Annotated in this window: 9 protein-coding genes and 6 pseudogenes; 6 read left to right on the forward strand and 9 right to left on the reverse strand. The window is 66.5% G+C overall.

Annotated elements, in window-relative coordinates; all coding sequences use genetic code 11:
* Nucleotides 1-80: 80 nt before the first annotated feature.
* Nucleotides 81-899: pseudogene (locus tag SNOUR_RS40640) on the forward strand (IS1380 family transposase); the annotation flags it as partial.
* On the opposite strand, the gene SNOUR_RS40645 reads toward SNOUR_RS40640, so the two are convergent.
* Nucleotides 899-1,852, reverse strand: a complete 954-nt coding sequence (locus tag SNOUR_RS40645) for an IS481 family transposase (RefSeq protein WP_067359039.1) — start codon at nt 1,850-1,852, stop codon at nt 899-901. The pseudogene SNOUR_RS40640 and the gene SNOUR_RS40645 sit on opposite strands and share 1 nt — an antisense overlap.
* A 287-nt stretch (nt 1,853-2,139) precedes the next feature.
* On the opposite strand from SNOUR_RS40645, the pseudogene SNOUR_RS40650 reads away from it, so the two are divergent.
* A pseudogene (locus tag SNOUR_RS40650) lies at nt 2,140-2,694 on the forward strand (transposase); the annotation flags it as partial.
* A 264-nt stretch (nt 2,695-2,958) separates the two neighbouring features.
* Here SNOUR_RS40650 and SNOUR_RS40655 read toward each other — a convergent pair.
* Entirely contained in the window at nt 2,959-3,750 is a 792-nt protein-coding gene (locus SNOUR_RS40655) for a transposase family protein (protein ID WP_079143256.1), read from the reverse strand.
* A 258-nt stretch (nt 3,751-4,008) separates the two neighbouring features.
* On the opposite strand from SNOUR_RS40655, the pseudogene SNOUR_RS44095 reads away from it, so the two are divergent.
* Nucleotides 4,009-4,818 (forward strand): annotated as a pseudogene (locus SNOUR_RS44095) (transposase family protein).
* Nucleotides 4,819-4,832: 14 nt separating this feature from the next.
* On the opposite strand, the pseudogene SNOUR_RS40660 reads toward SNOUR_RS44095, so the two are convergent.
* Together SNOUR_RS40660 and SNOUR_RS40670 are read right to left on the reverse strand one after the other, a co-directional pair.
* A pseudogene (locus tag SNOUR_RS40660) lies at nt 4,833-5,989 on the reverse strand (IS3 family transposase); the annotation flags it as partial.
* Entirely contained in the window at nt 5,973-6,290 is a 318-nt protein-coding gene (locus SNOUR_RS40670) for a hypothetical protein (protein ID WP_079143257.1), read from the reverse strand. The gene SNOUR_RS40670 and the pseudogene SNOUR_RS40660, both read right to left, overlap by 17 nt.
* A 72-nt stretch (nt 6,291-6,362) precedes the next feature.
* Between SNOUR_RS40670 and SNOUR_RS40675 the strand changes: the two genes are divergently transcribed.
* Nucleotides 6,363-6,890: a transposase family protein gene (locus SNOUR_RS40675; protein ID WP_159426060.1), complete on the forward strand. Its 528-nt coding sequence runs from the start codon at nt 6,363-6,365 to the stop codon at nt 6,888-6,890.
* Nucleotides 6,891-6,946: 56 nt separating this feature from the next.
* On the opposite strand, the gene SNOUR_RS40680 is transcribed toward SNOUR_RS40675, so the two are convergent.
* The 3 genes from SNOUR_RS40680 to SNOUR_RS48890 form a co-directional block, all read right to left on the reverse strand.
* Nucleotides 6,947-7,693, reverse strand: coding sequence for a bestrophin-like domain (locus SNOUR_RS40680; protein WP_079143259.1), 747 nt, complete (start codon nt 7,691-7,693; stop codon nt 6,947-6,949).
* Nucleotides 7,694-7,897: 204 nt separating this feature from the next.
* Nucleotides 7,898-8,665, reverse strand: coding sequence for an ISAs1 family transposase (locus SNOUR_RS48885; RefSeq protein ID WP_312635688.1), 768 nt, complete (start codon nt 8,663-8,665; stop codon nt 7,898-7,900).
* Nucleotides 8,596-9,105 carry a transposase family protein gene (locus tag SNOUR_RS48890; protein ID WP_312635690.1) on the reverse strand — a complete coding sequence of 170 codons (510 nt, stop codon included), beginning with the start codon at nt 9,103-9,105 and terminating at the stop codon, nt 8,596-8,598. Before SNOUR_RS48890 ends, SNOUR_RS48885 begins: the two co-directional genes overlap by 70 nt.
* A 134-nt stretch (nt 9,106-9,239) precedes the next feature.
* Here SNOUR_RS48890 and SNOUR_RS49635 point away from each other — a divergent pair.
* Nucleotides 9,240-10,098, forward strand: a pseudogene (locus SNOUR_RS49635) (winged helix-turn-helix domain-containing protein); the annotation flags it as partial.
* A gap of 32 nt (nt 10,099-10,130) precedes the next feature.
* Here the strand turns inward: SNOUR_RS49635 and SNOUR_RS45690 are convergent.
* Nucleotides 10,131-10,842: pseudogene (locus SNOUR_RS45690) on the reverse strand (IS3 family transposase); the annotation flags it as partial.
* Nucleotides 10,843-10,866: 24 nt separating this feature from the next.
* Nucleotides 10,867-12,576 carry an ISAzo13 family transposase gene (locus SNOUR_RS40705; RefSeq protein WP_067357349.1) on the reverse strand — a complete coding sequence of 570 codons (1,710 nt, stop codon included), beginning with the start codon at nt 12,574-12,576 and terminating at the stop codon, nt 10,867-10,869.
* Nucleotides 12,577-12,763: 187 nt separating this feature from the next.
* Here SNOUR_RS40705 and SNOUR_RS40715 point away from each other — a divergent pair.
* Nucleotides 12,764-14,001 (forward strand): IS3 family transposase gene (locus tag SNOUR_RS40715; RefSeq protein WP_099055769.1). Its coding sequence is split into 2 segments (ribosomal slippage): nt 12,764-13,043 and nt 13,043-14,001, totalling 1,239 coding nucleotides; the frame shifts between segments, so codons are not numbered across the junction.
* Nucleotides 14,002-14,004 lie beyond the last annotated feature (3 nt).

Consider the following 14,004-nt stretch of genomic DNA (forward strand, 5'->3'; position numbering starts at 1 on the left):
AAAGCAGAAAGTGCCTCTGACCAGCGAGAATGAGGATTGCTGAGGTCCTTGTTCCCGCCACCGTCGGAGGCACTTTCCAGGTGAAGAAGCGTATCGGGTCCTACCCGCGTGTCCGCGTTGAGGGCGGCGGTCGCGCAGTGGTTTCGCAGGCCGGTGCGGTGCTGCTGGTCGAGACGGTCCGCAAGACCGGCCTGGATGCGGCGATATCGGCGGCACTCGCCCCGTGGCGCAAGCAGCGGGCCGTCCATGACCCGGGGAAGGTCCTCCTGGACGTCGCCCTCACGGTCGCGCTGGGCGGGGACTGTCTGGCCGACGTGGGCATGCTGCGGGCGGAGCCCACCGTGTTCGGGCCGGTGGCCTCCGACCCGACCGTCTCCCGACTCATCGACACGCTCGCCCGGGGTGGGAAGCGGGCCCTGACCGCACTGCGCACGGCCCGCGCCGAAGTACGCGAACACGTCTGGAAGTTGGCCGGCCAGTCGGCGCCAAACGCGGGCGGGCAGGTGATCGTGGACATCGACGGCGTCCTCGTCATCGCCCACTCCGAGAAGCAGGACGCCGCCGCGACCTGGAAGAAGACGTTCGGGCACCACCCGCTGATGGGGTTCGTCGACCACGGCCGGGGCGGGTCCGGTGAGCCGGTCGTGGGCCTGCTGCGGCCCGGCAACGCGGGCTCCAACACCGCCGCCGACCACATCGAGGCCGCGAAACTGGCCCTGGCCCAGTTGCCGAAACGGCTCCGGCAGGGGCGCCAGACCCTGATCCGCACCGATTCTGGCGGCGGTACCCACGAGTTCGTCGCCTGGCTCACCCGGCGGGGGCGGTGGCTGTCGTACTCGGTCGGGATGACCATCACCGACGCCATCCACCAGGCCGTCGTGAAGGTCCCGGCCTCGGCCTAGGTGTATTGCCCTGTGAGGTTGGGGACGCGGCTGGCGGGTGGTTGGCCTGCGAGTGCGGTGTGTCCGCGGTGGTGATTGTAGGTGTGTAGCCACTGTGGGAAGGCTTCGCGTCGTTCGGTTTCCGAGCGGTAGGGGCGGGCGTAGGCCCATTCGTCGAGCAGGGTGCGGTTGAGGCGTTCGACTTTGCCGTTGGTCTGGGGTCGGTAGGGCCGGGTGCGCTTGTGGGTGATCCCGGCCGCTGCCAGCGCGTCCCGCCAGTCGTGTGAGCGGTAGCAGGAGCCGTTGTCGGTCAGGACCCGCTCGACGGTGATCCCTGCCTGGGTGAAGAACGCCTGGGCGCGTTGCCAGAAGGCGGTGGCGGTCTCTTTGCGCTCGTCGGTGTGGATCTCGCTGTAGGCGAGGCGGGAGTGGTCGTCGACGGCGGTGTGGATGTAGCTGTAGCCGGCGTTCGAGCGGGTCTTGCGGCCTGCTTGCCGGCCGAGCGCCTTGTGGCCGCCGCCGTCGGGAATGTTGCCGAGCTTCTTGATGTCCACGTGTACCAACTCTCCTGGTCGTTCACGCTCGTAGCGGCGTATCGCGCGGCCGGTGGCACGGTCGAGGTGGGACAGGCGGGCCAGACCGAAGCGGGTCAGGACGCGGTGCACGGTGGACGGCACCAGGTGGAGCAGGCCTGCGATGCGGGCGGGGCCCCACCGGCGCAGGAGGCGGACCTTGATGATCCGCCGTTCGGTGCGGGTCGGGGTTCGTCCCGGGCTGCGGTGCGGGCGGCTGGAGTGGTCGGCCATGCCCGCCTGGCCGTGCTCGCGGTAGCGGTCTGCCCATCGCTGGGCCGTGGTCGGGGAGACCTGGAAACGTTCGGCTGCCCTGCGCAGGGGCCAGCCGTCCTCGACCACACAGCGGGCCAGGCGCAGGCGTCCGGTCTCGGTCAGGGGTGCATTACGGTGGGGCATGAGGGCCTTTCTGTCGGTGTAGACGTCGCAATCCACACCGAACCGGAAGGCCCTCACCCGTTCAAGATCCCCCAGCCGAGACCTGGCTCACCCGTCCACAACCTCCCCGGACAGAACACCTAGGGCGCTTCTGATGGATCTCCGTGGAAGAAGGAGCGGCGCCTGGTGCGTGCGATCGCAAGGCGCCGGGATGTCTTCATAGCGGAGCTATGGGGGCATTTCGGCAACGCCGCGAGCGTGCGTGGCAGGCGCCACGACGCCGCGGAGATCCATCAGAAGCGCCCTAGACGCCGGCCGTCGAACCCGACGGCGACATCCGTGACGGCGCCTGGGTCGCCGAACTCGCCGGCGACTGCCTGACGGGCTGGCCGAAGGGGCTGCGGCTGATCGTGCGCAAGGAACGGCCGCACCCCGGCGCCCAGTTGCGCTTCACCGATGCCGACGGCATGCGGTTGACCTGCTTCGCCACCAACACGGCCGACGAGGCGATCGCCGCCCTTGAACTGCGTCACCGGCAGCGGGCCCGGGCCGAGGACCGCATCCGCGCCGCCCGCGCCACCGGCCTGCGCAACCTCCCCCTCCACGACACCGCGCAGAACCAGATCTGGCTGGAGATCGTGCAGATCGCCCTCGACCTGCTGGCCTGGATGCCCCTGCTCGTCCTCAACGGCACCGCCCGGCTCTGGGAGCCCCGCCGCCTGCGGCTTCGACTGTTCTCCACCGCCGCCCAGTTCATCACCACCGGCCGCCGCCGATACCTCCGCCTCGCCAAGCACTGGCCCTGGACCGACGTAATCACCAACGCCCTGGACCAGCTCCACACCCTCCCGAACCCAGGCTGACCAGCACCTTCCCATCCCTGCGATCAGCACCAGCCCACCGGAGCCGTGGAACCCGGCGCACACCCGACGCGACAGCCGGGCCACCGACCTGCCCATCACCAGCCCGGACAACCGAAACGGCCCGCCGGAGAAACCGACGGACCGTCACGAAAGATCGAGGTTAAAGGTATGGAGCCTCAGGGGTGCTGGTGGACTTTCCAGAAATCTCCATCCGGTTCTTGGCAGGCACCGTCGCGTAGCAAAGGAGGGTTATTCACGTAGGCCTCACCAGCCTCTTGTGTAGAAGGTGAGGGCGGTGACGGTCTTGACGATGTCGGGGAAGCGGGTGAGGGGGCCGCGGTAGCGGGTGGCGAGAATCTTCCAGTTCTTCAGGTGCGCGATGGCCCGTTCGACTGCGGCTCGGAGCGTGTTGACGGAGCGGTTGGCTCTCTTGTCTCCGGCGGATCGTTCCTGGCCGGGCGGCTTGCGCCTGGGGGTGAACAGTCGGGAGCCGGCGTAGCCCAGGTCGCCTATGCCCTCGCGTTCGGCGAATGCCTCGGGGAAGTGGGACTGGCGCCAGGCGTGCATGTCGTGCCGGCTGCCGGGCACCGGCGCGGAGACCGCGAGCAGGTCGCCGGCGAGAGTGGCGGCGATCTGCAGGTTGAAGCCGGTGTCGCGGTGCTTGCCGGAGAACATCGTGGTGCCCTCGCTGGACCAGTCCCACGTCGTGACCAAGGTGCCATCCACGAGTACGATCCGGCCGGCAGAGGCCTCGGTGGGATCGGGAACGTGCGTGGCCAGGACCTTCTCCACCATCGGCAGCAGGGCCGTCCATCGCCTGGAGACGGTGGCCTGGGAGATCCCGAACAGCTCGGCGGCCACCTCCTGGACTGGGTTCTGCCGCAGCAGGAACAGCACCAGCACCACCGACTTGTACAGGCCCAGCGCCCACATCCGCCCCGGCATCACCGGTGGGTCCGGATCCTGCACGAGCTCTTGGTGAACTCGTGCGACCAGCCCGTCAAGTTGCTCGGTGTCCAGTCCTGTCGTAATGTTCCAGCTCAACGGCCCTGCCATGGTGGTTAACTGACGCTCTCTCAAACGTCACGCTACCGAGCAGGGCCGTCCTCGTGATCAAGAACGATGGTTGAAACCCCCGTGAATAGGCCTCAAGGTGTTGAGTTCCTGAGTTGCCTTCGATGTGAGCTCATCAACCTACTGTCGCTGGATTTGTGGCATACTGCAACCGGCTGACTGAACCTCTTTCATCCTGTTCCGGCCGGGTGAAATGGGCTGGTCAGGTGGGGTGACATGGCGAAGCCCCTCGTCGTTGGTGTGGTGATCTCACTCAACACGCCATCGGCCGCGGGGGGCTTTGTTGGTTCCGTATCCTTCCATGGTCGACGTCCCGCACGAGCTGGTCGAGCACGTCTCCTGGCTCATCTACGCCCGAAGGCGTGAACTTCGCTCGGCCTGGCGGAGGTTGAGCTGCTTCAAGCAGGCCCTTCTGGTTCTGGCACACCTGCGGAAGAACGAGACGTTGGCACAGGTCGGTGCCGGGTTCGGAGTTTCCGAGGCCACCGCGTGGCGGTATGTACACGAGACCGTCGAAGTCCTCGCCTCGTGGGCGCCGGGACTGCACGAGGCCCTCGTCGGCTTGGGCGAAGGCGACTTCGTCATCCTCGACGGCACGCTCATCCCCACCGACCGCATCAAGGCCGACGAGCCGTACTACTCGCAGAAACACAAGAAGCATGGCATGAACGTCCAGGTCATCGCACGTCCCGACGGCACACCGCTGTGGTTCTCACGGGCAACGCCGGGCCGAACCCACGACCTGACCGCAGCACGCGCCCACGGCATCGTCCAGGCCTGCCTCAGCCGCCAGATCCTCTCGTCCTGGCCGACCGCGCTTACCAGGGCGCCGGCGCCACTGTCCGCACCCCGTACTACGGCTACCGCGACCTGCCCGAGCACTACCAGCAGTACAACCGCGACCACGCCGGCCTGCGCGCTCCCGGCGAACGCGCCTTCGCCCGCCTCAAGTCCTGGCGACTGCTGCGGCGAGCGCGCTGCTCAACCAACCGCATCGGCAGGACTGTGGCAGCCGTGCACACCCTCTTGACCTGCCAATACTCAGGATGAAAGAGGTTCACTGCCTGCAACTCCTCGTACTCGGCGTGGACTTCTGCGGGGGTCTTGTAGCCGAGTCCGGAGTGGAGGCGTTTTCGATTGTAGAACATCTCGATGTAGCGAACGATCGCTCGGTGGGCATGTGCGAGTGTTGGGAACGTAGTTCGGTGCACGAGTTCGTTTTTGAGGGCGCCGAAGAAGGATTCAGCCATCGCATTGTCCCAACAGACACCGGTGCGGCCGACCGAAGCTCGCAGGCCCAACGAGCCGAGCTTACGACGAAGTTCCCGAGACGTGTATTGACTGCCGCGATCGGAATGAAATATGCAGCCTTCGGCGAGGTCGATGTTCCGGGCCGCCATATCGAGTGCATCCGATATGAGAGAGGTCTTCATGTGGTCGGCCATCGCCCAGCCGACCACAGCTTTGGTGTGGCAGTCGATGACGGCTGCGAGATAAAGGAACCCGGCCCAGGTGTGAACGTAGGTGATATCGCTGACCAGTTTGCGCCCGGGAGCGTCAGCGGTGAAGTCACGGGCCAGAAGGTCTGGCGTGGCCGGCGCCGCATCATCGGCGATCGTGGTCGCCCGCCAGGGCCGCGGCTGGCACGGCACCAGACCGAGCTCGCGCATCAGCGCGCGGACCAGTTCTGCTCCGGCCTGCACGTTCATTCGCTGGAGCGCGGCGTGGACACGCCGGTAGCCGTAGGTCTCCTGCGAGTCAGAGAAGACCTGGAGGATGACGGTCTTCAGTTCTGCACGGCGCTTCGCCGTGGCCGACAATGGCCTCGATCTCCAATGGTAAAAGCCCGACGTGGACACTCCCGCCCAGGCGCACATCTGCTGCACGGGAAAGTTGTCAGACTCGCCGTCGATGAACTCGTACTTCTCCGTCACCGGTATTCCTGGGCGAAGAAGGCCGCAGCTTTTCCCAGGAACTCGGTCTTCATACGGAGTTCCCGGTTCTCACGTTCCAATTCGCGAAGGCGGGCACGTTCGCTGATGTTCAACGGGGGCTCCTCACCGGCGTGCTCTTGCCGGTACCGGCTGACCCAGGTGCCCAGCGTTCCCTCGTTCACCTGTATCTCTCGGGCGACCTCAGCGATCGGGCGGGACTCCACAACCACCATCTTGACCGCCTCGTCCCGAAATTCGGGACTGAACTTCCTACGCTTCTGTGCCACGTGCTCTCTCCGTCGTTCTGGACTTCGATCCTATGGGGACCGCTGTCCGAGAACTTCGGGGCTCCTCAAGGTTCAGTGCCTTGAGCTGGGCGGACTCCTCCGTGGTCGTCCCCGGACGTTGCCCAGCGTCGATCTCTTGCTGCTTCACCCAGTTCCGCAGAGTCTCGCGGGAACCGATGCCGAGCTTGTCCACGACCGCCTGCAGGGCCGCCGTCTCGTTCGGGTAGTCGTCGCGCACTTCGGCGAACATGCGCACCGCGCGACGGCGCAACTCAAGCGGGTAACGGGAGGGTCGTGCCATGACTCAATCCTTTCACGGAATCGAGTCTCTACCTGACACGGGGCGGTTCACTGGACGGGCCTGCTCCCCGTGGTGGAGAAGGTCCTGAACAGTCATGTTCCCGACTCGACCGAGGTCTCGCGGGGGCGGATCGTACTCATCGATGGCACCCTGATTCGTACCTGGGACTGGGCGAGGGAGGGCACCTCGATGTTCTCTGGCAAGCACCGCGACACCGGCTTCAACCTGCAGATCGCCGCCACATTTGCCGGGGACCTGCTCGCAGTGTCCGAGCCCGTGCCCGGAAGCCGGCACGATACCCATGCCTGGCGACAGTCAACTTTCCCCGAGGCGTTCGCCGCCCGTGAGAACATCGGCGACCTCGGCCACGTCGGGACCAGCCTGCTCACAGGCCAACGCAAGCCGCCCGGCCGCGAACGCTCCGTGGGAGACAAGGTGGCCAACCAGTCCATCAACACCCTCCGCGCTGCAGTCGAACGCGCGATTGCACACCTGAAGGACTGGAAGATCCTCGCCACCCGCTACCGCGGCCCCCTCACCCGCTTCCCCAACATCGTCCGCACCATCACCGCCCTCACCTTCTACAAGAAGGGCTGGTGAAAGCCCGTGAATGTGAATAACCCTCCGTGACTGGCCGTCGGTTTATGGGGGATGTCTCATTGCCAGCTTGTGAGCATAGTCTTGAATGGTTCTGGGCTGATGGAGATCATGCCGTGGAAGGGCTTGGAGGCGTCCCAGATCAGCACCAGCATTCCCACGATCATTATCGTCGGGATCAGCGTTGTGATGAGGTGTGGCCATGTCCGGGTGAGTCCGAAAAGGTAGATGTAGCCGATGGTCAGAACTGCGCCGATGACCATGAACCACCAGAAGGCTGGCTTGATTCCCTCTCCGGCTCGTTCAATCCGTTCTCGGCGGGATAGCAGCCAATCGTGCTGTCGATCTAGCAAATGCGTGTAGATCGCCTGCTGTTGGGGATCAGTTCCTGGGTTGATGCGTAGCATCGCGGTCCGCAAGTTAGCGGCGTGCTGCTCAGTTTTGGGATCGACGCCATGGTCTATGTGTGGCCACTCATGGGTAATGACTGACTCGACATATGCTCTCTCCTCGGCGATGACCCCGGCCCCTTGGCCCGCAGGCAGCGCGGCGGCGAGGTCGTGGACTTGACGTAGTGCCACCATCTCGGCGTACACGGTCTGCTGTGCTGCCCCAGTATTTTCCCAGACGACGATCACCATGAACGCGAGAACCATGGCGTAGAGCACGCCCACCACCGCGTAGACAAACCCGAGCACGTCATTATGTGGTGCTCGCTGTGTAGGCGGCCATACCTTTTGAATAAGCAGTAACGCACCCCATGCCAGGGCGCAGGACGCTAGCACTATCAGCACGGGTTCCAGCATGTTAGGCCTCCGCTCGTAGAGTGGTGCGTCTGTCTAGTACTGACTTCGGCTCGTCAGGGTGATCTTTCCTGAAGTCCCTGATGCGGCTCGGGTGTTGGTTGTATTCCGTGGTGTGTGAGATATGCGAATGGGGCGGTCTGATCACTGCGGGGCGTCGGGGCCGGGAGTCAGGGTGGCGTCGTTCAGGGGTTGTGTCGGGTTTGATCACGTGATGCCGAGGGTGGTCAGCGGCCGTGTGGCGTCTCGGCTGTGCGTGCGCAGGCTGGCGGCGATGTTGTCACATCCGGTGAGGCGGAGTGCGCCGATGGCCAGGTTGCGTAGGGCTGCCATGGCCCGGGGGGCGGTGCCGGTCCGTACGCGCGAGGCGTCCTCGGCGAAGGCGGTGTCGCGGAGGTGATGGATCTTGTTCTCGATGCCCCAGTGTTCGCGCACGCGGTGTGCGATCTCGGGAGCGCCAGCCTGCTCGGCGGTGAGGTCGGTGACTGCGTAGACGCGCTCCAGGGTGACCTTGCCGGTGGTGACTGTCCGGCGGCGACGTACGATCTGCACGGCTTGGGCGGAGTGGGGGAAGGCGAGGCCGCGGGTGACGGTGGCGGTCTTGACGCGGCGGATCTCGTCCCGGCCGTGTGCGGTGGCGCGGGTCTTGCCCAGCAGCGGGACGTCTCGCCAGGGCAGTTGCTTCATCTGCTGGTGCAGCAGCGGCTGGTTCCCCTTGATCACGGCGATGTAGTGGGCGTTCTTCTCCTCCACCAGGAAGCGGGCGTGGGCCTGCTGGGAGTGCAGGGCGTCGAAGGTGACCACGGTGTCGGTCAGGTCGAGCTCGGTGAGCATCGGCTGGAAGACGGTGATCTCGTTGGTCTTGGAGCCGACCTCGCGCTGGGCGGTGACCAGGCCGGTTCCGGTCATCGCGGCGAGCAGGTGGACCTGGGTGCCGTTGGTGCAGCGGGCGCCGCGGACTGTCTTGCCGTCCACGGCCAGTGAGCGGCGGGGCCGATGGGCCGCGTTCTGGCCGGCGGATGGGGGCCTGGGTCGCGGGCGGCGAGCCAGGCGCCGACTGCCGCATCGAGGGCGTCGCCGTCAACGCGCTGCAGGACTCGGCGCACGGTGGCCTCGGCAGGGGCGGCAGGGCCGGTGGGTTCGCGGGTTGGGCCGCCGAGCACGGTGAGCACGGCGGCCGGTGCGTCGGCCGCCCATTCAGCGATCGCCGTCAGCGATTTCGCGCCGGCCAGCACCGCACACGCGGCGAGCGCAAGGACGAAGCAGAGGGGATGACGGCGGCCCTTGGCCCGGCGCGGATCGGGCACCGTCACGAGGCAGCCCAGCAGATGCGGGTGTTCCCCAGGGTCGGAGGGGCGAGCGCCGGCGAGTTGGCCCAGGCCGACTGGGATGAGCGATGATGAGCGGACAGGCACGGTCTTCCGTTGCGGTGATCAGGGACTCAACACCTCATGATCACCCGGAGGCCGTGCCTGCCTGCGCCCCGCCCCAGCCCCGAACTCCATCACCGCGCCAGCCACCTGAACCGTCATCAAGCGGGACAGACCCGCTGAACGACGAAGCCCTGGGCCGGGAGGCGCTACGGATGCAAGCGGCCGAGCTGTTCGAGCAGAAAGTCAAGCCGCCGGAGGTCGCGCGGCGACTGCGGGTGAGCCGGAAGTCGGCCTACCAGTGGCATCAGATGTGGCGGACGGCGATATGCAGCCCCTGGCCTCGCGTGGCCCGAGCGGACGGCGGTGCCGTCTGCCGCCGCGCTGTCTGGAGAAGTTGGCCGGGTACCTGGAGCAGGCTCCGGCCGCGCACGGTTGGGTGGAGGACCAGGTGTGGATCGCTGCCCGGGTAGCCACGCTGATCGGCAGGACGTTCCATGTTTCCTACAGCGTCTCGGGTGCGACGCGGTTGATGCACCAGCTGGGCTTCAGCCCGCAGGTACCCGCGCGGCGGATGGCTGCGCGCGACGAGCAGGCCGTGACCGCGTGGAAGGAGGCGGCCTGAGCGGAGGTAGAAGGGCCCGGGCGGCCTGCGGGGTACTCTGCTTCGAGGACGAGGCAGGCTTCACCCGTCGGCCGTCCAAAGGACGCACGTGGGGCAGGCGTGGCCGAACACCCGTCGTGACGGTCAGCGGCCGAGGCTCGGGACGGCTGTCGGTGGCCGGGCCGATCGATGAGGCCCGGCTCCCGCACCCGGCTGTGCCACCGCCTGCGCACCCGTCCCGCAGGCAAAGGCAAACGCCACAGCATGGAAGAACGGGACTTCATCGCGCTGATCGACGCTCTCCAGCAGCTCGTCAAGGCGCCGATCGTGCTCGTCTGGGACCGTTGGAACATCTACAACTCCCACGCCATGCGTGAGCTGATGGCCAGCGTGCATGGCTGACAGCTTTTCTGCTCCCGGGCCTTGACCCCAATGGGTCTGCTGCAGGTTTGGGTGACAGGTTGGGTCACGCGGCCTGGAGGGCCGGTGTCGTCATGACGGTCTCGAATTCGACGGGGGTCAGCCGCCCGAGTGCGGCTTGTCTGCGGCGTCGGTGGTAGGTCCGCTCGATCCAGGTCACGATCGCGATCCGCAGTTCCTCGCGAGTGGACCAGCTCCGGCGGTCGAGGACGTTCTTCTGCAGCAGACTGAAGAAGGACTCCATGGCTGCGTTGTCGCCGGCCGCCCCGACCCTCCCTATCGATCCGGCCATGCAGTGCCGGTCGAGTGCCCGGACGAACTTCCGTGACCGGAATTGCGAGCCGCGATCGCTGTGCAGGATGCATCCGTCGACGTTTTCACGCCGGGCGACGGCGTTGTCGAGGGCGGTCACGGCCAGGCGGGACTTCATCCGCGTGTCGATGGAGTAGCCCACAATCCTGTTGCTGAACACGTCCTTGACCGCACAGAGGTACAGCTTGCCGTCGCCGGTGGCGTGTTCGGCGATCTCGGCGAGCCACAACCGGTTCGGGCCGGCCGCGGTGAAGTTGCGGCTCACGAGGTCGTCGTGCACGGGCGGGCCGGCCTTCTTGCCCCGGCCGTGCTTCTTGCCGAACACGCTCCACCAGCGGTTGCCCCGGCAGATCCGCCACGCGGTCCGGTCCGCCATCGCGTGCTTCGTCGGCCAGGAACCGGTAGCCGAACTCCGGGTCCTCGCGGTGAGCGTCCAACAGCGCGTTCGCGCGATAAGGGCTCGCAGAGAATCAACATGCGGATTTGATCTTCCCTGGGGGCTGGTTGCCGTACTTGTTGAGGTGGGCGGCGACGTCCGTGGGAGTGCGGAATCGGGCGGTTGAGGCCGGGATGGCTGTGTCGGTCAGGAGGGGCCGGACTTCCTGGACGGCCCGGGTGAGGGTGCTCGTGGCGACGCCGAAGAGCCTGGCAAGCAGTTCGTGAGTGCCGATCCTGCGCAGGCACAGCACCGTGGCCAGGATCCGGTCGCTGTCGGAAAGCTTGTCCTTGGAGCCTGCGCCTGGTGCGCGAAGTCGCTCACCGCCCCGGCGTTCGTGGCGAAGCCGTTCGCGCTGGTCCGCCAGAGCCGGGCTCAAGGAGTGGGTCAGAGCGTCCAGTTGCTCGGTGGTCATGCCGGTCAGCTCCGGGTCCCGCAGTGGAGAGGTGCTGAACCCAGTCAAGTGAACGGGCCGTTCTACGTCGATCGCGGAGGAGGCCCTGGGGTCTGTCTCGCAGTCGGGAGGTGCCTGGGGGCGGTGGTGGAGCGTGTAGTTCCAGTCGCCGTGGAAGCGGTGCCGGCTCAGCGGCAGCGCGTCGATCTCGCCGTCGGTGATCTTCACACCGGTGTCGTAAGTGCCTGTGTCGAGTTCGGCGTGGACTTTCAACCCGGTGCAGGTGGTGGTCGCAGCGATGCTGTTGACGACGACGTCGTGGCTGGTCAGCGGTCTGCCGCGCCAGTTCATGGAGATGTGGGAGAACAGCCGGTGTTCCACTTTGTTCCACTTCGAAGTCCCAGGGGGCATGTGGCAGACCGTGATGTCCAGGCCCGTCTCACCGGCGAACGCGGCGAGTTCGGTCTTCCAGGCACGGGTGCGGTAGCCATTGGAACCGCCCGCGTCCGCAGTGATCAGCAACCGGGTCGCACGTGGGTAGTCGTGCCGGCCCCGGGCCTGCCACCAGCGGCGGATGGATTCCACGGCGAAAGCGGCTGTGTCGTGATCGCATCCGACATTCACCCAGCCGGTATTCGCGGCCAAGTCGTAGATGCCATAGGGGATCGCCTTGCCCGGGCCCTGCCGGTCCAGGAAGTCATGTGTCTTGACCAGCACCGGCTCGCCGGCCGGACGCCACTGACATCCGGCGTTCTTGTAATCGCCCACCAGCTCCTTCTTCTTCGTGTCCACGCTGATCACCGGCTGCCCGGCGGCCATGTGCCCCTTGGCCCGGTCGTTGATATGGCGGAACTGGGCATCCCGATCCGGGTGCTGCCTGCCCTCCACGGTCTTGGCGTTGGCCTGCAGACTGAAGCCCTCCTCCCGCAGCAGATCCCCGACCGTGTCCGCACTCACCTTGTGCCCCTGACGAGTCAGCTCGGCCGCGAGGTTCCTGGTCGACTTCACCGTCCAGCACAGCGGCGACATCGGATCGCCCCGCTCGTCCGGCTCCACCAGCGCCAACAACGCGCGCCTCAACCCCGGGTCAAGGACGGCAGACTTCTTCCTTCCACCACCGGGCCGCCGCACCCGGCCCAGCGGTTCCTCGCCTGCCTCCAGCTCATCGACGCCCTTACGGACCGTGGTCTCGCTGACCTGGGCCGCCTGGGCAACCGCCCGGATCCCGCCGTGCCCCAGGATCCGGGCCTCGGCCCCCATCAGGAGACGCCGCTGTCGCTCATCCAGATGTGGAAACAACACCTCAAACTTCACAGCGAGTTGGTCACGGATCGACTTGGGGACGCGCATACCACATCAACGCGCCACAGGGCCGGAAGCAACACGTTGATTCTCTGCGAGCCCTAACGGCCTTGCCCGCGATTGATGTGCGGGCATGTTGCCTGGCGAGTTGGTTGGGGTTGGAAGGCGTTCAGGGGTGCCCTTTGAACCGCCCCGGGTTTGATGGAGATCATCAAGACCCGGAAGGATGCCGATCATGGCTGCTCCCCGTAAGTACCCCGATGAACTGCGCGAACGTGCGACACGTCTGGCGGTCGAGGCTCGTAAGGATCCGGTTGGTCGGGCTGGTGCGATCAAGCGGATCGCCGACCGGCTCGATGTGCACCCCGAGGCTCTGCGGGGCTGGGTGAAGCGGGCCGAGGCCGACGAGGGCATGGTGCCCGGTACTACCAGCGCGGAGGCCCCCCGGATCGCGCAGCTGGAGCGGGAGGTGAAGGAACTGCGGCGGGCGAACGCGATATTGAAGTCCGCCTCGGCTTTCTTCGCCGCGGAGCTGGACCGTCCACTGCGATGAAGGTCGCCTACATCGCCAAGTACAAGGAGACGTTCGGCGTCCAGCCGATCTGCGACGTCCTCGCCGAGACCGACGCGCCGATCGCGCCGAGCACCTACTACGCCGCCCACACCCGCCCGCCGTCGGCTCGCAGCCTGCGCGACGGACACCTCACCGAGGAGATACACCGCATCCACGCCGACAACTACGGCGTCTACGGAGCCCACAAGATCCACGCCGCCCTGGTCCGCGAAGGGCACCAGGTGGCCCGCTGCACGGTCGAACGCCTCATGCGCCAGGCCGGGTTGCGCGGAGTGATCCGGGCCAAGAGCCCACGCACCACCCGCCCGGCCCCGAAGACCAACCGACCCGCCCACCTGGTCGAGCGGCAGTTCACCGCGACCGCCCCGAACCAGCTCTGGGTTGCGGACATCACCTACATCCGCACCTTCTCCGGCTGGGTCTACGCCACCTTCGTCATCGACGTCTTCTCCCGCAAGGTCGTCGGCTGGCAGGTCGCCACCAGCCTCTACACCGACCTCGCCCTCGACGCCCTGGAGATGGCCATCTGGCGCCGCCGGCACACCGGATCCGACCTCACCGGACTCACGCACCACTCGGACCGCGGAGTCCAATACCGTGCCATCCGCTACACCGAACGCCTCAAACAGGAAGCCGCCGTGGCCTCGGTCGGCTCCAAGGGCGACTCGTACGACAACGCCCTGGCCGAGGCATTCAACAGCCTGTTCAAGGCCGAGCTGATCCGCAACAAGGGACCGTGGACCGGCATCAACGACATCGAAATCGCCGTCGCCGAGTACATCGACTGGTTCAACCAGCGACGCCTGCACGGCGAGCTCGGCCACATCACCCCCGCCGAGCACGAGGCCGCCTACTTCGCGGCCGAACCTCCTGCGTCACTCCAGAAAACCCAGGGCTAACGC

This window comes from Streptomyces noursei ATCC 11455, assembly GCF_001704275.1.
Taxonomy (GTDB): domain Bacteria; phylum Actinomycetota; class Actinomycetes; order Streptomycetales; family Streptomycetaceae; genus Streptomyces; species Streptomyces noursei.

Bases quoted from the DNA above. Each gene is read 5' to 3' on its own strand.
- SNOUR_RS40645 (WP_067359039.1), bottom strand. From the start codon at position 1,852: ATGCCCCACCGTAATGCACCCCTGACCGAGACCGGACGCCTGCGCCTG.
- SNOUR_RS40705 (WP_067357349.1), bottom strand. From the start codon at position 12,576: ATGCGCGTCCCCAAGTCGATCCGTGACCAACTCGCTGTGAAGTTTGAG.
- SNOUR_RS40680 (WP_079143259.1), bottom strand. From the start codon at position 7,693: ATGCTGGAACCCGTGCTGATAGTGCTAGCGTCCTGCGCCCTGGCATGG.
- SNOUR_RS40655 (WP_079143256.1), bottom strand. From the start codon at position 3,750: ATGGCAGGGCCGTTGAGCTGGAACATTACGACAGGACTGGACACCGAG.
- SNOUR_RS40670 (WP_079143257.1), bottom strand. From the start codon at position 6,290: ATGGCACGACCCTCCCGTTACCCGCTTGAGTTGCGCCGTCGCGCGGTG.